Raw genomic sequence first — 19,043 nt, 5'->3', positions numbered from 1 at the left:
TAGCGTTTTTCGTATTGCACCGTGACGTTGAACTTACGCGCTCATAAACGGGTAATCCGTGTAACCTTCTGCGCCTGACGTGTAGAAAGTGTCTGAGTTAGGTTGATTCAATTCAGCACCTTGCTTGACTCGCTCAACGAAGTCTGGGTTTGCCAAGATGCCCGTACCAAACGCCACACTGTCGGCTTGGCCATCGGCAATCACTTGGTTGGCCTCTTCTGGGGTGTAACCCATGTTCACCATCAAGTGCCCCTTATAAGATTCACGCGCCACACTCACCACATCGGCTTGTTGAATGCCAAAGAAATCCGCACGCATCAAATGCAAATAAGCAAGATCAAAGCGGTTCAGTTGCTCAGCCAAGAAGCGAGTCCACGCGATCGGGTCGCTGTCTTTCATGCTTTGGAAACTGTTCAAAGGAGAAAGACGCAACCCCACTCGACCGCTGCCAAAGACACCCGTTACCGCTTCAATCACTTCGAATAGAAAGCGGGAGCGATTTTCCAACGAGCCGCCGTATTCATCCGTACGTTGGTTAGCGCTGTCTCGCAGGAATTGGTCAATTAAATAGCCGTTGGCACCGTGAATTTCAACACCATCAAAGCCTGCTTCTTTAGCGTTAATTGCGGCCAAACGGAAATCGTTCACGATGTCTTTGATTTCAGCAACGGTCAAGGCGCGCGGCACAGTGTAAGGTTTTTTGCCTTCTGGCGTATGCGTTTCACCATCAATGGCAATCGCGCTGGCAGACACAGCTTCTTTGCCGTCGTTCAACAAAGGGTGAGCCGCACGGCCACCGTGCCATATTTGCATAAAAATACGACCATCTGCTTTGTGAACCGCCTCCGTGGTCAACTTCCAGCCTTCAACTTGCTCTTTCGAGTAAACGCCTGGGTCGTCACCAAAAGACGACGTGCCTTCTGTCACCATGGTGCACTCGGTGATCAACAATCCCGTGCTGGCACGCTGTGAGTAGTATTCGGCCATCAAGGCATTTGGCAAATGCCCTGGCGCACGAGTACGCGTTAATGGCGCCATCACAAAGCGATTTGGCAATTCGACATCGCCCACTTTGACAGGGCTGAACAAGGTTTTCTCTGTACTAGACATCACTTACTCCAATAATTTTTAATCTTGATCTTTCAGATGGTTTAGTCAATTGGGTTGGCTTATTAAAAAACAATCGCTTGCACTTTCTTTACTGAATGATAGTCATAATTTCACTCAATAGCCGATCAAAAAATACTCTTTTTCAGACCTTGCAGCCCGCCCTAGCAAGGACTATATTGCGAGCATCTGACGACCCCTTAGTCGCCTTCCTTTGACCCTTTGAAGCACGTTCTGTGTGAGGGAATCCAACGCAATGACATCCGACTCCAATAGACCCGTTTCACCTTTTGGTACTTTATTGGGCATGGCCCCAGGCAATGTGCCCGTCTACTCTTCTGACTACGATACCGCCGATGAAGCAGCGTTGCCCAATCGTCATGCGTATCGCAGTTATGTCGACGGTATTTTCATGGGATACAAATGGCAATGCGTGGAATTTGCTCGACGCTGGTTGTACATAAACAAGGGCTACATCTTTGATGATGTCGCCATGGCCTATGATATTTTCCGCCTGACGTCAGCTCGGCTGATTGCCGATGAAAGTCGTTTGCCACTGAAATCCTTTCGCAATGGCTCTTTACGTCATCCCGAAGTTGGCGCTCTTTTGATTTGGAGCGAAGGCGGCGAATTTGAAGTCACCGGCCATGTGGCTATCGTCACCAAGGTATTGCCAGACCGCTTGTATTTAGTCGAACAAAACGTCGGACACCAAATTTGGCCAGAGGGACAAAATTATTCTCGCGAACTAGAAGCCCGCATCAGCGCCGATGGCGGTTATTGGCTGCGTTGCTCCTACGGTGACGCGTCCATTCTAGGTTGGGTAATTCAAACCGACGAAGAACAGCACGCTGAAAACATCGAACCCGACGATCCGGCGCTGTTTGATTTACAGATTCGGCATGTCCCGAATAAAAACCAAGCCTCTCGTGCTTGGTTAAATATCGCCAATCCGGCGGAAGAAGCCTTTGTCGACATGATGGGCGGACACAAACTCGCCAGCCGACCAGAAGACGACGGCAAATACATGGTGATGACACAGACCGCCGAACGAGAATTAAAACGTGCGACAAACGAACTGCACGCCTTGTTTATGCACGCCACCGATTACGTTTTGCAAAACGACGAATTGCTGTCGAGTTTTAATATTCCTCCAGCTTTATGGCCGAAGATTCACCAATCTTGGGACAATCGTCGCAACCAAATGATCACCGGACGCTTTGACTTCAGCCTGTCAGCACAAGGAATTAAAGTCTACGAATACAACTGCGATTCGGCCTCTTGTTACATGGAAGCCGGTATTATCCAAGACAAATGGGCCAAACATTATGGCGCAACGGAAGGCGAAGGTTCCGCGACAGAGTTGGTCGACGAGCTGATCGAAGCGTGGAAAAACAGTGCGGTAAAAGGCGTGATTCACATCATGCAAGACACCGATCTTGAAGAAAATTATCACGCCCTTTTCATGAAGCGCACCATGGAAAAAGCCGGTCTGCAATGCAAAGTCATCAAGGGCGTCAGCAGCCTGCGTTGGGATGAAGACGGTGATGTCGTCGATGCTGATGGCGTGAAAATACGCTGGGTATGGAAAACCTGGGCATGGGAAACCGCGCTAGACCAAATTCGTGCGGAATGCGATGACGACGAACAACGTCTTCGTGACTACAAAACCGACGTAGCTCGCAGCGAAGCGCCACGATTGGTGGACGTATTATTGCGCAAAGACGTCATGGTGTACGAACCACTTTGGACGCTCATTCCAAGCAATAAAGCGATTTTACCGGTGTTATGGCTGCTTTTCCCCGATCATCCGTATTTATTGGAATCGTCTTTTGAATTAAGCGATTCACTAAAAAGTCACGGCTACGTAAGCAAACCCATCGCCGGACGCTGTGGTTTTAACATCAGTATGTACGATGGCGAAGACGCTTTAATGGAGGAAACCGTTGGCCGCTTCTCTCATCAAGATCAAATATTCCAAGCACTGTGGAAACTGCCCGACATCGAAGGCTATCGCTCACAAGTGTGTACGTTTTCAGTCGCAGGACATTACGCTGGCAGTTGTTTGCGTGTCGACCCCAGCTTGGTCATCACCAAAGACAGCGACTTAATGACCTTACGAGTGATTGAATAGCGGGCAAATACAACCAGAAGCCGAACAAACGTCCACTACGACTAAAATGGGCGTCTGTTTGGCTCTTCTTGAGACTAAGGTATTCAACGCTCAGCAAATTTAACGGCGTACATGGCTTTATCTGCGCGGTGCAGTAGTTTTTCCAGTGTGTCGCCTTTTTGGACAAGAGCGCTGCCGACACTAAATTCAATCGTGACGTCGTGGTCTTGTATGTTGATCACCAAGGATTCTAGGTCGCCTAACAGACGCTCTGTAATCTGTTGAACCACTTTGTCATTGGATTGTTTTACCAAGATAAGAAACTCGTCGCCGCCCCATCGTGCCACTTCGCCTTTGCCTTTCACTATGGCGTGTAAATACGCAGCGACGTTTTGCAAAACGTGGTCTCCAATGGCGTGACCGTATTGATCATTGATGTCTTTAAAGCGGTTAATATCGACATTAATAAGGCCGAATGGTTGCTGAGTAGCTTGCCAGTGCGCCATGTATTCGCTCATGTGCGTTTCAAAACCACGACGGTTATACAGTTCGGTCAAGGGGTCTAGCTTAGCAATCCGGTTCAGCTCTTCTGTGCGTTCCGCCACTTTGCTTTCCAGCTCTTGTTGGTATTCTAAAAGAGACGTCGACATTTTTTGATAATGCAAAATCAAGCGTTTGATTTCCAAACCCGCAAAGCGGCTCAGTTTAGGCTTACGATTGTGGTTTTTGCCTAATTCAGCTATCGATAAATCCAGCTCTTCTAATGGCTTTGTGACCATTAATGTCATCAAGACATAGACAATAACTAAGGCGCAAACCAAGCTAACAAAGAACACCCACAACAAGCCGGAAAACTCAGTCAGAGGAAGGAAGCTATTGATGTCTATAAAGTTTACTTGGAACCAATCAATTTCAGGAATGTAAATAACACTGGCTAACTGACGAACCCCGTCTTTATTCACGGAGGTCATTTCGACCTTGTTGGGATTGCTTTTCGCGTTGGCGAAGCTGTGTTGTAGACGCTTTTGAGAGTCTGCATCGCTCAGCAATTGAAAGATGAATTTTTTATTGTGGGCGTTTTTCGTGATCGACGCAAAATCGATCAGCTCTTCTTTTTGATGAAGCTGAATCGCCCCTTCGTAATTGGTAAATACAATGCCAGAATAAATGTCCTGTTTTTCGACCATTTGTTGCAAAAATGTAGACAAATCCAGACCCGTTCCGACCACTCCTAACACCGCATCACCATCACGAATCAATACATCGCTCCACAGTTTGATCACCCCTAGTTCCACATCGGGATTCACGTTCAAATGCAGATTCAGTTTGATCGCCATGAGTTGATAAAACCAGGCATCGGAGGGCTTTTCTTCCTGAAGCGTGTATCGATAAGGATCCTCCGATGTCGAACCATCACTGTAGTAATAACGGTCGTTGGCTTTTAACGCGATGAAGTAGGATTTATCAGAAAAACGGTGTCGGAATGCTTCTATGTCGTTTAAGGCTTGCTGCTTTAACGCCTCATTATCTGGTTGCTTCGCCCACGCTTTTAACGATTCCAGCTCAGCCAGTTCTTTGGAAAGTTTTACTTCTTGAATCAGCGGCAATAAGGTTCTGACTTTATCATACCGAATCTGTTTCTCGGCATACCGCTCCACCCAGCTGACAATGATGTCTTCTGCCAACACTCGCATAGAAAGCCAAGAAAAAAAGCAGGTAAGCAATAAAATCAACGTCGTTGATAGTAAAAAGCGTGACTTAATAGTCATGTTCAAAACGGTTCCATTTTGTGAAAGCAAGACGCGGCCATTCGAGTAAAGCAACAATTAAGCCATTATACGTAAAGGTGTAATGAAACACTTTTTTTGATGAAAAAAAAGACACGTTTTGTAACCAAACAACTGGCGGGTCAACGCCTCGCTTGGAGCGGGGATCGTCCAATCACTTTGCGGTAAGCACGAGAAAAGGAAGAAACACTCGAAAAACCATAGCGATCCGCCAATATAGAAATAGGAATGGACGTGCTCTTGATCAAAGAATCGGCGTGCTGAAGTTTGCGCGCCAAGATGTATTTTTGTGGGCTCATGCCCAACTGAGCCTGACACACCACATAAAAATGGCTCGTGCTCATGTTGAAATAGTGAGCGAGCCATTCATTGCTAAACGTCTGATCTAACTGTTTATCGATCAAGGCATTGAACACCGCCAAATCCAACCGCTGATGCGTCACGGAACGCCATGCACGGTCTTGTTCTGCGACAATGTCGGTAATTTGCAGCAATAACATCGGCAGCATTTGAGTACTAATACGGCGTCGTAACGCATTCGGCGCTTGATGCAATTGCTTAGCCGCAAATTCAAGGCAACCCATCATTTCAACCGGCAGCTGGGAAAACATTGCAGACGAGCGCATCAAGGTGTCCAAAGACACGCCTGCACTGTCTTTTATATAGGTCATTAACGGATCTTGTTGATGAATGTCGACCACCAACAACTCACAGTCTTGGGTCTGACCCGAAAACAAATGGGGAATATCATTTGGCGCGAACGCAAACTGGCCGCGACTTAACGCACGCGCAGACGAAGGCAACTCGCACGTCATTTTTCCCTGCCACCCTATCAGGATCTGAGAAAAATCATGCAGATGCTCGCCGTGCTGTGTCGAGATCAAATTGCGACGAATTTCGCTGTGCGTGCCTTTCATTTGCGCCGTGTTCACCCACTCTATTTTACCAATGCCTCTCTTTATAACAGCTCCCTTAAACAGTGCATAGCCTTGGTATCAATCACCGTAGTTTTGGTCAACTCGTCTGTGGATTGGCTTGCTAGGATGGCACCTCAATCACTCAACCAACAGGACGAAGACGATGCAGATCTCAGCAGACACATTACGAGAGCGTTTAACATGGCCAAAAATGATCGCCGCATTACGCGACATTTTTGTGGCAGACGTACATTCTCCTGTGCGTCATCATCATTTTATCGACGTACCAAACGCCCCCCAAGCCACTTTATTACTTATGCCAGCGTGGATCGAAGGTCAGTATTTGGGCATAAAACAAGTCAGTGTTTTTCCTGGCAACAACGCCAAAGGTCTTCCCGGATTGACCAGCCTGTATACCTTGAGCTGCGGTAAAACGGGCCAAACCTTAGCGCAAATGGACGGCAATGTAATTACGGCTATTCGAACAGCGGCGGCTTCGGCGTTGGCTTCGACGTATTTATCACGCGAAGATTCTCGCTCCATGTTGATGGTTGGCGCAGGCCGAATGGGACGCCACCTTGTGCCGGCTCACTGCAGTGTTCGCCCGATCGAGACTGTATGGATTTGGGATCGTAACAACGCCGCCGTATCCGATTTCGTTGCTGAGTTACAGTCACAGGGCATCGATGTCCGTTCGTGCCGCACCGAACAATTGCCAGACGTTGCGGGTCAAGTCGATATTATTAGTTGCGCCACTCTTGCCAACGACCCCGTGGTCTTAGGCGAATGGCTATCGCCTGGCGTTCACGTAGATTTGGTCGGCAGCTTCACACCCACCATGCGCGAAGTGGACAATCTTGCCATGCAAAAAGCGAAGATCTTTGTGGATACCCGAGCGGGCGCTTTAGCGGAGACAGGTGATCTTATTATCCCCATTAAAGAAGGGGCAATGGCGACAACAGACATTCAAGCCGAATTGACCGAATTATGTGGAAATACCCATCTAGGTCGTTCCGCCCTAGCGCAACCAAACAACGCTATCACCTTGTTTAAATCGGTTGGCGACTCTAGGGAAGATTTGGCCGCGGCCATTTTGGCTTATCAGCCGTCCGAGTCGACAAATAACGCCTAACCCAATTTTGCGTCACGTTCATTAACACCGCTTTTTTAGGAGAGCCAACATGTACGATAACCCCCTTTCTGCGTTTACGAATACTTCGTTACCCCACCAAGGTTCTGCGGGCATTCAGTTTGCCGTCGTGGGCGCGGGGGTTGTCGGTTTGTGTGTCGCCTTAGAAGCACAACGACGTGGTCATCACGTCACCTTGATCGACCATACCGAACCGGGAAAAGCCACTTCGTATGGCAATGCGGGGTATTTGGCGACCGAAATTATTGACCCATTAGGCACGCCAGACGTCTTACGGGCTGCGCCCAAGTTGTGGCTAAACCCCAAGGGTCCAATTTGCACTCCGTGGCGCTATATTGCCAAAGCAATCCCGTGGTATTGGCGTTTTTTAAACGCCGCGCAAGCCGAGCCAGCACAGCGCGGAACAGACATGATCCACCAGCTTAATCAAGCGGCCGTGGGTGCGTGGCAACGCACCTTAGCCGACATCAACGCTTCGGCGCTGCTGATAAAAGGCGGTCACCTTGTGGTGTGGGAAAATACGCAAAAACGCGACGAAGCCCATCAACTGATAGAGAAAATGCACCGCTACGATATTCCATGCGAATTCGTGGACGCAGAACGCTTGGCTCAGCTCGAACCAGAGCTGTCGCTGTCGCTCAGCCACGCGGTGTTTTTTCCTGAAAGCCACCGATTAACCGATCCTTACGAGGTGTGTCGAGCGCTTTTTGATGCATTTTCAGCCCGTGGTGGCGTGTTCATTAACGCTAAAGTGGACGACGTTCATCCCAGTAGTAATACTCACATCGATCTACGCATAGCGGCTCAAACACAGCGCTTTGACAAAGTTGCCCTGTGTGCAGGGGTTTGGAGTAAACAGTTACTGGAGCGCGTCGGCATAACCGTCCCACTGGAAGCGGAGCGGGGTTATCACGTCACCTTTCCCCATGATGCCGCTCGCATCCATCACACTGTTTTATCCGCAGACAGAAAGTTGGTGTTATCGCCACTCAACGCAGGACTGCGCGCGGTGGGAATGAGTGAAATCGGTGGCACGACATTACCAGCGATCAAAAAACGCTATCGCGTGTTGCGCGAACACACAAAAGGGCTGCTGCCTAAGCTCTTTGACAATCCGCAACTTGAGTCGACAGAGTGGATGGGGTATCGACCGTCGTTCCCAGATTCGTTGCCGGTGATCGATTTGCATCCGATGTATTCGCGCTTGTCCTTTGCTTTTGGCCACCAGCATTTGGGCATCACTCAAGCGGCGATCAGTGCAGAATTACTGCTGGACAAGATCGAACAGCGGCCCAGCCTAATTCCGCTGGACGCACTGCGCGTAGACCGTTTCTAAACGGTTTTCAGCTTGTCCTCAAGCAATGTCAAAGTGGCTTCATAGAGCGGTCGCAGCGCAGCAATGTCTGCACCAAAGTCTTCGTCTGTGCCGACATTGCAATGAGTTTCCATGGCTCGGAACGCGTCCGCGAGAGTTTGTGCGCCCACCGCATCCGCATCACCGGCCAAGCGGTGTGCGATGTCAGCCAGTTCGTACATATCTTGCTGAGCGTTCATTTCCGCCATCTCATCCAAGCCTCGTTCCATCGCGGAAGAAAACAACGTCACCAGTTTTTGCAGGCGCTGTTTGCCCAAGGCGGCCAGATGAGAGTGCACTAGGCTGATGTTTAGCAGTCCATTGTTGGCTTGCTGATCAATGGCAAATTGATAGTGACGGTCTAGCTGTTCGTCCATCACTTGATACAACAATTCACGTTTAAAAGGCTTAGGAATCACGGCTCGAATGCCGATGTCATGGCACTGTTTCACGTTGCTTGGCAAGACATTGGCCGTGAGCGCCACAATGGGGGTTTGCGCATTGGTTTGGCCTTCTTGACGAAGTCGGCTGGCCACCTCTAAACCGCTCATCAGAGGTAAGTGAATGTCCATTAAAATCAAGTCAAAGTGGCACTCTGCGGCTTTTTTCAAGGCTTCTTGGCCATCGGTCGCGAGCGTGACGCGGTGGCCATCTTGCTCTAATAGTTCGGTGGTGACCGCTTGGTTGATTGGCGTGTCTTCAACCAACAAGATGGACATGGGTGGCCGTTGACGCAGCGGTTCTATTGCCTTCGCCGGTTCGTGTTGCTGATTGTCTGCGGCCAACAATGGCACGTAGAACCAAAACACACTGCCGCGCCCTTCCTCACTTTCGACGCCCATTTCTCCGTCCAGTACTCGCACTAATTGCGCAGTGATCGCCAGCCCAAGACCCGTCCCACCAAAACGACGAGTCACACTTTCATCGGCTTGGCTAAAACGCTCGAAAATATGCGCAAGGTAATGATCGGGAATGCCCATCCCTGTATCTTCAACTTCGATCAATACGCCGTTGGAATGATCCGGCTGTTCGTTTCCGGGCATCACAGAGATCGTTACGGATCCGTTCCGAGTGAATTTAATCGCGTTTGATACCAAATTGGACAAGATCTGCCGCAGCGCGCCCGCCGCGCCTTGGTAACGGTCTGGCAGTTGATCACTGATGATGACATTTAATTGGGTATGTTGTTGCTGTGCCTGTGCCAAAAACAGCAAGCTGGTGGAGTTCACCAATTCGCTAAGGGAAAAGGGGAGAATCTCTGGGCTGTACATGCCTTCTTCAAGACGAGCGTAATCCAGCAAACCGTTCAAAATTTCCAGCAAGGCTTCACCAGATTGGTAAATTGCCGCCAATTTTTCCGCACTTTGCGCAGGCTGGGGCTGGCTTTGTAATAGCTCCACCATACCCAAAATACCGTTCAAAGGCGTTTTGATTTCATGGCTCATGGTGGCCAAAAATTGGCTCTTGGCTAAGTTGGCTTTTTCTGCGGCTTCTTTGGCGTCTTGCAAACGTCGTGTGCGGCGGCTCACTTGCTCTTTAAGCTGATCGCGGTGATAACGCAACTCGGCTTCAATCAGGTCTTTTTGCTTGATGTCCGCCAAAATCGCTTCACGCATGTCGTTCATCGCGTTCACCACAGAGTCGATTTCGTCGCTGTCTGTACGAGGCGTTTTGTGTGGCAAAATCAGCTTGGTTTTTAAATTCCCTGCGCCAATAGAACGTGTATAACGCGCCATGTATTCAAGGTGTCGTGTCACCATAAAATGCACAATCAGCAGCAGCAACACGCCATTTATCAACACCAATAAACTTTGAAAAAGCGCGATTTCGATGGCGGATCGAAGCAATTTGGACTGAATGGCAGCCATGTCGTGATACACCGTTAGTTCACCGAGCAGGCGCTGTGTGGGCTTTCCTTCACGATCGATGTAATAAATCGGCAAGGTGGTACCGTTGTTATTGTTGGAAATCGCAGACTTGTCTCCCACGATAATATCGTCTTGCCAATCGGCAGAATGCAGCGTCACCGCGTTCACGTTCGAGAAGTTCATGATGCCTTTGAGCTGCAGCTCAAGTTGCTCGCTGTCCAGATCCCATAAGCCTTTGCGAACACCTTCGATGTGCGAAGACGTGATGTAGTCGGTTTGCTGCTGCATGGAAGCGCGCTCGCGGCGGTATTCATTAAATACCTGAATACTGGTCGAGATCAGCGCCAACAAAAGGCTCAGTGACAACAGTTTAATGAAAATCCGATACGCCAGCGGATGCATTTGCTTATAACGCAGCAGATTAGGAATTAAGGCGAATTTAGCGGGTTCTGCAATGTGAGATTTTGACGAGGTCGATTGAGGTGTCATTGGTTACGGCTCCCCGTGTTCAATCCAAGGTCTGAATGGTATTTTTGGCGATATTGAGACACCAGCTTGGCCACTGTGTCCGGGTCTTGTAAGAGCGTATTTAAGCGTTGATTTAAAAAGGGCAACCACTTCAACAGCGGCGATTTTTTGGAAATAGCCAGATACCAAAAGTCACTCACATCGGTTTCGGTGTAGCCGATCTTTCCTTCTAGCCCCAACCGATGCACATCCAATTGCCCCGACAGTTTGCCCATCGGCACTACGTCCAATCGGTTGTCGGCCAGCTTTAGTAGGTTTTGATCTTGCGTTGAAACGAACTCAAGGCTTGGGTATTCATGCAAGGCGGCATCCACCTCATTGCCAAAGCTGTCTCCCATTAAGACACCAACACGCAACCCAGCCATGTCCTCCCAACCGCTGAACACCAAAGGGTGCTTGATGGGATAATAAAGATAAATGACCTCCCGAATCACAGGCGCATCCAAATACACCATAAACGTCTGGCGTTGGTCGGTTTTAAAACCGGACAGCATGTCCACGTTGCCCAATTCCACTTCTTTTAGGCAACGACGCCAATTACTGTCTTGTTGCGCATCAATGGTTACCCCGAGCGGCTCCAACAGCATCCGCATCACCGCTACGTTCACACCATCTATTTCTTCATGAGAATTCACCCAAGACACGGGAGGGTAAGCACTGTTACCGCACACCCTGATGGTCAACCCAGACAATTCATCCGTCACAGGCGGCATGTCTGCCAAGATCGGCGCACTCACACTCGCCATGATTGCCAGCGTGGCGACCCAACGATAGGCACGCGCCAACATCAACAGTCGTCTTGTGCAGTGTGACTAAGAAGATACCCAACACCGTGCACGGTGATAATCACCTGCGGACACAAAGGGTCTTCGCTTAATTTACGACGAATGCGGCCAATCAGCACATCAATGGTTCGGTCAGTGGCATTCCACGTTCGGTTCTTGATTCGATCCATCAACTGATCACGGGTTAAGGCAACGCCTTCATTGGCTTTTAGGGCGAGTAATAATTGAAACTCCCCTTCGGTAAGCTGGCTGATAGTGCGATCCGATTTCACTAGAACACGGCGCGACGTGTCTAATTGCCATGTCCCCACGGTGCGCAAAACAGGTTCTTCAACCATGGGCTTCGCTAGCTCTCTTTGTTTGCGCACGCGACGAATGAGATTCTTGCCTCGCGCTAACACTTCCCTTGCATTAAACGGTTTGCACACGTATTCATCGGCGCCACATTCTAGGCCGATAATCCGGTCAATGTCGTCTTGCTTCCCCGTCACTAAGATGATGCCAACTTCTGATCGGCTTCGTAATTCTCGCGTGAGGGTTAAGCCATCTTTCCCTGGCAGACGAATATCCAACAGAATGAGGTCGAACTCTTGTTCGTTTAACAACAGCTCTGCCGCTTCGGCGGTTTCTGCGCCTGCCACGGTATAACCTTCTTCTGCAAAGTAACTTTCGAGGGTTTCTCGGATGACGCTGGAATCGTCAACAACGAGAATTTTACTGTCTGACATTAACATAGCTAGGCACTACACAAGGTAAAAGTTAAATCCAATATTTCGAGATCGTTTTTTATCGTTATTTTTAATATTGAACAAATCATTGCATGAGTTGTTCCAAGAACTATAACAATTACGTCTGTAAAAGATAAGAGAGTAGATTTAATATTGGAATATTAACAAGATGTAAATGAAGGTAGACTTTGTAAATGTACGTTTATAATTTTTGTTTAAATATATTTAAATAAAACCATTTCATGACAGATTGGTGCTTTCTTCTCTTTTGGTTGGTTTTATCGTTTACTCAATCTGCCAAGCTCATGCTTTAAATGGAGTCACAATATCGTCACAGAGCAATATTGGTGCGTTTTATACAGTGATTCACTTAGCAAGCAAAGCGAACTAAGCCAATGTTGTTTATTGCCTTCGACTTCACTTTCTGCTTTGCACAATTATGTAACGCAGTTTGAAATAAACACTGAACGCTGTGTTGCTTTTAAGCGTCTGTCTCGACGCACTTTTTATCATCAATTCAGTAAAATTACTCTTATGGGTGGGTGTTTCTGTCAAAAATCTGCCACAAAACTCGGTGTTTTTACTGTTTTCGCCTTTCACATTGTTCATACAAAGTATTACGACTTGTTTGTGAATTAATTAAATCTTCCTGCTAAAACATCCATTAAGAAAAAAGAGCGCCTTGCGATCTTGCTCACTCCTTTTTCTAACCTCTTACAAAAAAGAAACAAAGGAACTTCCTATGTCTGTAAACACTGGATCTGCGGAGATGCAAAAGCCAAGCTTAATGCTTGCTCTTGTCCCCGTTGTATTGACGCTTGCGTTACTTGGTATTCAAATTTTTTACTTTGGCGATTTCACCCCACATATTCCGTTGGCTATTGGTTTGGCGCTCACGTCATTAGTCGGAATCAAACAAGGCCTGAAGTGGAAACAAATCGAAAAAGGTATTTTCAATGTTATTCACGTCTCCATGCCATCGGTGTCAGTATTGATTCTGGTCGGTATGTTGGTCGGTGTGTGGATTGCCAGTGGTACGGTTCCAACACTGATTTATTACGGTCTGACATTGTTATCGCCACAGATTTTCCTAGCAGCGGCCATGCTTCTTTGTGCCGTGGTTTCGCTATCGTTGGGCACATCTTGGGGTACTGTTGGTACCGTTGGTTTGGCGTTGATGGGCATTGGTGCTGGGTTCGAGATTCCAATGTACTGGACAGCTGGCGCGGTTGTTTCTGGCGCGTTCTTTGGGGATAAAGTCTCTCCTCTTTCCGATACCACCAATTTAGCACCTGCGGTTACCGGCACCGATGTGTTCTCTCACATCAAAAATATGATGCCAACCACCATTCCAGCCATGCTGATCGCTTTTGTGATTTATTTGGTTGCAGGCTTCACTCTGATCGACAGCGATCACGGTTCTTTTGAACGCATCACGGCCATCACCTCTTCTTTACAACGTAACTTTGAAATCTCTGCGTGGCTTCTTGCTCCTGCATTAGTGGTTATCGTGTTGGCGGTTCGCCGTATGCCTCCGATTCCGTCTTTGTTTGCCGGTGTCGTAGCAGGCGCCATTGTGGCGGTGTTTACTCAAGGCGCTGGCATTCACGACATCATCACTTATGCCAACAGTGGTTATTCCATCACCACCAGCTCTGATGCGATCAATAGCCTACTAAACCGTGGCGGCATTCAGTCCATGATGTGGACCATCTCTTTGATCTTGATCGCACTTGGCTTTGGTGGTGCGCTTGAACGTACAGGTTGTCTTGAAGCGATCATCAGCGCGATTATGACCAAAGTGTCTACGTTCAAAGGTATTCAAACGTCTGCCACGTTAACGTCGGTTGCAACCAACCTTGTCGCAGGTGACCCATACCTATCGATCGCGTTACCAGGTCGTATGTATGCACCCGTTTACCGCGGTATGAAATACTCTACGTTGAACCTTTCTCGCGCCATTGAAGAAGGCGGCACCTTGGTATCTCCTCTTGTTCCTTGGAATGCAGGTGGTGCTTTTGTTATCGGAGCATTGGGATTAAGTATTGGCGACGGTAACTTCGAAAACTTACTCTACATTCCATTGGCGTTTGCGTGCTGGATCTCACCCGTATTAGGTCTCATGTACGCACAGCTTGGACTCTTCTCTCCAAAAGCTTCTGCTGAAGAACAAGCACGATGGGAGAAAAACAATGAGTTGGTTATGAATTATGGTGCCGAAGCTAAATAACCGTCCCTACGTTATTTAGCCGGCTACAACAAAAGGCAGATTCTGAAAGGAATCTGCCTTTTATTTTAAGAAAGACACACTGGCCTTTCTCTTTAGTTTTGCTTCGTCTTCGTATACAAATTATCGTCCCCAAAAACATCAAAAAATACGTCAAAGTGCTACACTAGCGCCTTCAACGTGCATTTTTATTATCAGCGGGACACCCATGAGCTTTGCGTCATTAGGACTTCACCAAGACATTCTTCAGCAAGTACAAACACTCAACTACACAACACCGACACCTATCCAGCAAGCCGCTATTCCTGTTGTCCTTCAGCACAAAGATCTGATGGCTGGCGCACAAACAGGGACGGGTAAAACCGCCGCGTTTGCGCTTCCGCTGTTGCACCATATTCTCCAAAACAAACCGGCTGAAACAACCGCCATCACAGTGCTTGTTTTGACACCAACACGTGAACTAGCACAACAAGTCCACGCCAGTTTTGTGAAATACAGTGAGAACCTACCAATTCAATCTGTCGTTGCCTATGGTGGAGCCAGCATCAATGTTCAGCTCGACGCCTTAAAACAAGGTTGCGATGTCTTGGTGGCTACTCCAGGTCGCTTGCTTGAACTGATCATGAAAAAATTGATCGATTTAAGCCAACTGCAAACCCTTGTGCTGGATGAAGCAGATCGCATGCTCGACATGGGATTCATCATTGATATCCAACGAATCTTAAAAACTCTGCCCGAATCACGTCAAACCCTGTTCTTTTCCGCAACGTTTAACGACGACATTTTTGCGCTGAGCAAAACCCTACTAAAAGACCCGCAACTGATTGAAGTCGACAATCGCAACACAACCGCAAATAAAGTCGAACAGGTGGTGTATGCCGTTGATCAAAACCGCAAAAGCGCTCTACTTTCTTATTTGATTGGCTCAAAAAATTGGCAACAGGTGCTGATTTTTACGCGTACCAAACAAGGCGCAGACGACCTCGCCAAAGAAATGCAAAAAGACGGTATTACGACCCAATCCATCCACGGTGACAAATCCCAAGGGGCGCGTGAACGTGTATTGGCCGACTTTAAAAGCGGCAAAGTGCGCGCACTTGTTGCGACGGATGTCGCAGCAAGGGGAATAGACATAGAACAACTGCAATACGTGGTAAATCACGAACTGCCATACAATGCGGAAGATTACATCCATCGAATCGGACGTACTGGGCGTGCTGGCGCAAACGGCCTTGCCATTAGTTTAGTGGCTGAAAAAGAACGTTACCTATTAACCGACATCGAAAAATTACTGAATGAGCAATTCATTCCGCAGTGGTTTCCAGGGTTTGAGCCCGACCTAAATCAGCTCGACAACACGCCAAAAAAACGTGAACCATCGAAAAAAGAACTGCGTGCAAAAGCGCTGGGGCTTTCCCCATCCAAAGACAAAAAACCGAAGCGTAGAAGACGCTAACCCTTTCAGCCCCTTTATCAGATCTGCATGACTCGCCTACTGGAGCGCATTATTTTACTCCAGTAATGGCGAACCTATATCCGGAATGCGCCTGACCTTATTGCCAGCCCCCCAACAAACAATGCACTTATTCACTATAAATCGTTTATTTGGCCTTCCTCTGCACCCTTCTTTCACCGATGCAAGAATTTCCGATTAAAACAGTCAATCCATTCCATTAATGTGCACTTTTTAACCTAAAAAGTAGATCAAAAAATCATCAAATTCACTGTCAAATTATTGTAAGTTTACTAAAATACACGTAAGGTTTACGGAACACTCTACACAGTAATTTAATGGAAAGAAGAATAAGCAAATAGCCAAAAGGAATAAAAATGATAAAAAATCCCTCGGAAGTCTTAGTCGCCGTCTCAGAAAGAGAATGTGCTTTTTACACCGATTATTTGCTTAAAACGATTCGCGGAAGTTCTGCCAAAAATTTACGGGGGGACTCTCTTGCTGAGCGTTTGAAAAAACTCAATGAAGAATTGGACTCGCTCATCAATAAAAATCGCGCGCCAAAAAACTTTACCTCTCAAATGCGCACTGCATTTAAAGCAACGCAATTGCCATCCCATTATTTCCGTTGGATCGACAAAAAAGACGAACGACTGTGTAATTGGCTGTGGTGCTACCTGAAAACCCATACGAAACAAACAGACACAGCAACCACAACAAACGCAGTACACAGTACTGAACTTTCTCAGTTATCAGAAAAAGCCTTTAGTGATGATAAGGACAGTACATCAGACCGTTATATGGACATATTGAGCGCGTTTTATGACGGAGAAGCCGATACAGAACAACAACAGGCGTTGCTCGACCTCCTAAAAGCCAAATGGCAAGACATTCGTTTCAATGAATCGGTTGTGAACTGGTTGGAACCCAACAACCCTTCCCAATGGGCATGGGCGTGGGCGTATTTACAGAACATAAGTCAGCGACCGTTAGAACAAGCTTGGATGCCAACCTCAGACACAGAAAAAAAGGCGGTGGTTATTGCTACTCTGGATTTATCTGATAACGTAGACCGTAAAGCGTTAATCATTGATAAAATGAAAAAAGCGTGGAGCCAGAAGAAATTTCGAGAGAAATCCAGCGGCAAAAAACCGTACAGCATTAGCATGACGCTGAATACGAAACAAAAGCTCAATGCGCTGGCAGAAGAACGAAACATGAAAATCAATGAAATGATTGAGTATTTGGTGAGGAGTGAATATAAAAAGCGTGAAATGAACGAATAGCTGCCTAAGGCAGATAAATCCGATTTCGTAACACCAGTGAAAATGTCTATTCCTGGTTGTTTCATCTGTCACCTAATCACTGTATAACGAGCCGCATGAAAATCCCTAAAAGAATAGAACCACTCATTGAAGATGGCCTAGTAGACGAAGTACTTCGACAATTAATGAGCGGAAAAGAAGCGACTGTCTACGTCGTTCGCTGCGGATCAGAAATCCGTTGCGCCAAAGTATATAAAGAAGCCGGCAAACGCAGCTTTAAGCAAGCCGTTCAATACCGTGAAGGCCGCAAAGTACGCAACAGTCGACGCTCTAGGGCCATGGAAAAAGGCTCTAAATTTGGCCGCGACGAACAAGAAAACTTATGGCAAAACGCCGAAGTGGATGCGCTTTATCGTTTGGCCGCCGCCGGCGTTCGTGCGCCTACGCCATACGGTTGCTTTGATGGTGTCTTGCTCATGGAATTGGTAACAGACGACAGCGGCGAAGTAGCGCCTCGACTCAATGATGTGGTGTTAACGGAAGAACAAGCGCGAAGAGACCACGACACCATTATTAAAGACATAGTACGCATGTTATGTGCAGGACTGGTGCACGGGGATTTGTCAGAGTTTAACGTATTGGTGGATTCTCATGGACCGGTCATCATCGACCTTCCACAAGCCGTTGACGCTGCGGCAAACAACAACGCTGAATGGATGTTAGAACGTGATGTGAATAACATGCGGAATTACTACGGTATGTTTGCACCTGATCTTCTTGAGACCAAGTACGCCAAAGAAATTTGGGCGTTATTTGAAGCCGGTAAGCTCACACCAGAGACAGAGCTAACGGGCGAATTTGACGAGCCCACCGAAGAAGCCGATGTGGACTCTGTTCTACAAGAAATCAAAGACGCCTTTGAAGAAGAACAAGAGCGCCTTGCTCGTATTAAGGACTCAAACGACGACGATTGACATTAGGTACAGATTTTAAAATCACCCTAAGAGAGCAACAGCCATGGCTTTTGCCCTCTTGGCCGCCTCTAAGTCACCAGCAACGTACGCTTGTGCGATCGCTCCTTCCTTCAGCACACTGATGCTCTGTGCTAAATCACCTGCAGATAATTCCGATGAATGACCAACAAGATTTGCCTGGATAAAAGACGTTATATTTTGCTTATGGCGCTGACACATGTCGTTCACCATGTGATCAGAAAATTCACCGTTCGCTTTGACAAAAAAGCAGCCTTTAAACGGCAACAGCTCTGGTACTTGGTTATGAAACCAATCGTCCAAAGCATCAAATATAGCCAAAACAGCCGCTTTACCCTCTCCAGCAGCCAACATTCGAGACGTTAACCAGTCCATAAAAATGTGGTCTCGGTATTTTAATACCGCCTCAACCAAGGCTTCTTTGCTGGAAAAATGATGGTACAGCGTTTTTTTCGCCACTCCCGTCTCGTTTAAAATCGTATTGATCCCAACCGCATGAATGCCCTGTTCATAGAAAAGTTTAAACGCCGTATGAATCAATAAATCTGGCTTAGTCATATATTTCCTCTTCATCAAGACGAACACTGACACAAGGAGACAATGCTGTCTACCAACAAGAGAGACCGATTGGTCTACTTATAGATTTCACGAATTAGTTATGCCATCAAACCGTCACCATGACAGAGTAAACCACTTTTTTAGCTTTTGGCTCTTTTTTAACCAGCTGTTTAATGTATAATTCCGCTCCGCATTTGACCACTAGGTCAAA

14 protein-coding genes are annotated in these 19,043 nt (G+C 47.4%); 7 read left to right on the top strand and 7 right to left on the bottom strand.

Going from position 1 to position 19,043, the window contains the following annotated elements:
- Positions 1-33 precede the first annotated feature (33 nt).
- Positions 34-1,110, bottom strand: coding sequence for an alkene reductase (locus AABA11_RS00885; RefSeq protein ID WP_265728248.1), 1,077 nt, complete (start codon positions 1,108-1,110; stop codon positions 34-36).
- Positions 1,111-1,363: 253 nt separating this feature from the next.
- Here AABA11_RS00885 and gss point away from each other — a divergent pair, with 253 nt between their 5' ends.
- A complete protein-coding gene (gss, locus tag AABA11_RS00880; protein WP_338264653.1) occupies positions 1,364-3,241 on the top strand; it encodes a bifunctional glutathionylspermidine amidase/synthase in 1,878 nt (625 codons plus the stop codon).
- An 83-nt stretch (positions 3,242-3,324) separates the two neighbouring features.
- On the opposite strand, the gene AABA11_RS00875 is transcribed toward gss, so the two are convergent.
- Together AABA11_RS00875 and AABA11_RS00870 are read right to left on the bottom strand one after the other, a co-directional pair.
- Entirely contained in the window at positions 3,325-4,989 is a 1,665-nt protein-coding gene (locus tag AABA11_RS00875; RefSeq protein WP_338264652.1) for a GGDEF domain-containing protein, read from the bottom strand.
- Positions 4,990-5,129: 140 nt separating this feature from the next.
- Entirely contained in the window at positions 5,130-5,939 is an 810-nt protein-coding gene (locus tag AABA11_RS00870) for a helix-turn-helix transcriptional regulator (protein ID WP_338264651.1), read from the bottom strand.
- 148 nt (positions 5,940-6,087) lie between these two features.
- On the opposite strand from AABA11_RS00870, the gene lhpI reads away from it, so the two are divergent.
- Positions 6,088-7,056 carry a bifunctional Delta(1)-pyrroline-2-carboxylate/Delta(1)-piperideine-2-carboxylate reductase gene (gene lhpI / locus AABA11_RS00865; protein WP_338264649.1) on the top strand — a complete coding sequence of 323 codons (969 nt, stop codon included), beginning with the start codon at positions 6,088-6,090 and terminating at the stop codon, positions 7,054-7,056.
- 49 nt (positions 7,057-7,105) lie between these two features.
- Positions 7,106-8,410, top strand: coding sequence for an NAD(P)/FAD-dependent oxidoreductase (locus AABA11_RS00860; protein ID WP_338264648.1), 1,305 nt, complete (start codon positions 7,106-7,108; stop codon positions 8,408-8,410).
- Here AABA11_RS00860 and AABA11_RS00855 read toward each other — a convergent pair.
- Genes AABA11_RS00855 through AABA11_RS00845 form a run of 3 tightly spaced genes read right to left on the bottom strand, consistent with a single transcriptional unit; the run spans position 8,407 to position 12,343 of the window.
- Complete coding sequence (locus AABA11_RS00855; protein WP_265728256.1) at positions 8,407-10,785, bottom strand: ATP-binding protein; 2,379 nt, start codon at positions 10,783-10,785, stop codon at positions 8,407-8,409. The genes AABA11_RS00860 and AABA11_RS00855 overlap by 4 nt on opposite strands.
- On the bottom strand, positions 10,782-11,612 hold the full coding sequence (locus AABA11_RS00850) for a substrate-binding periplasmic protein (RefSeq protein ID WP_338264646.1): 831 nt from the start codon (positions 11,610-11,612) through the stop codon (positions 10,782-10,784). The genes AABA11_RS00855 and AABA11_RS00850 overlap by 4 nt, the downstream gene beginning before the upstream one ends.
- Complete coding sequence (locus tag AABA11_RS00845) at positions 11,612-12,343, bottom strand: response regulator (RefSeq protein WP_265728258.1); 732 nt, start codon at positions 12,341-12,343, stop codon at positions 11,612-11,614. Before AABA11_RS00845 ends, AABA11_RS00850 begins: the two co-directional genes overlap by 1 nt.
- Positions 12,344-13,079: 736 nt before the next feature.
- Between AABA11_RS00845 and nhaC the strand changes: the two genes are divergently transcribed.
- The 4 genes from nhaC (at position 13,080) to AABA11_RS00825 (ending at position 18,256) form a co-directional block, all read left to right on the top strand.
- Positions 13,080-14,567 (top strand): Na+/H+ antiporter NhaC, encoded by a 1,488-nt coding sequence (nhaC, locus tag AABA11_RS00840; protein ID WP_338264645.1) that lies wholly within the window; start codon positions 13,080-13,082, stop codon positions 14,565-14,567.
- Between the two features lie 205 nt (positions 14,568-14,772).
- Positions 14,773-16,020 (top strand): DEAD/DEAH box helicase, encoded by a 1,248-nt coding sequence (locus AABA11_RS00835; RefSeq protein ID WP_265728260.1) that lies wholly within the window; start codon positions 14,773-14,775, stop codon positions 16,018-16,020.
- Between the two features lie 374 nt (positions 16,021-16,394).
- Complete coding sequence (locus AABA11_RS00830; protein WP_338264642.1) at positions 16,395-17,303, top strand: hypothetical protein; 909 nt, start codon at positions 16,395-16,397, stop codon at positions 17,301-17,303.
- Between the two features lie 95 nt (positions 17,304-17,398).
- Positions 17,399-18,256, top strand: a complete 858-nt coding sequence (locus AABA11_RS00825) for a PA4780 family RIO1-like protein kinase (RefSeq protein ID WP_338264640.1) — start codon at positions 17,399-17,401, stop codon at positions 18,254-18,256.
- Between the two features lie 21 nt (positions 18,257-18,277).
- Here AABA11_RS00825 and AABA11_RS00820 read toward each other — a convergent pair whose 3' ends face one another.
- Entirely contained in the window at positions 18,278-18,832 is a 555-nt protein-coding gene (locus tag AABA11_RS00820) for a TetR/AcrR family transcriptional regulator (protein WP_338264638.1), read from the bottom strand.
- Between the last annotated feature and the right edge of the window lie 211 nt (positions 18,833-19,043).

It is taken from the genome of Marinomonas pontica (assembly GCF_036322735.1).
In the GTDB taxonomy this organism is placed as follows: Bacteria; Pseudomonadota; Gammaproteobacteria; order Pseudomonadales; family Marinomonadaceae; genus Marinomonas; species Marinomonas pontica.
This window is presented reverse-complemented; position numbering and strand designations above follow the sequence as displayed.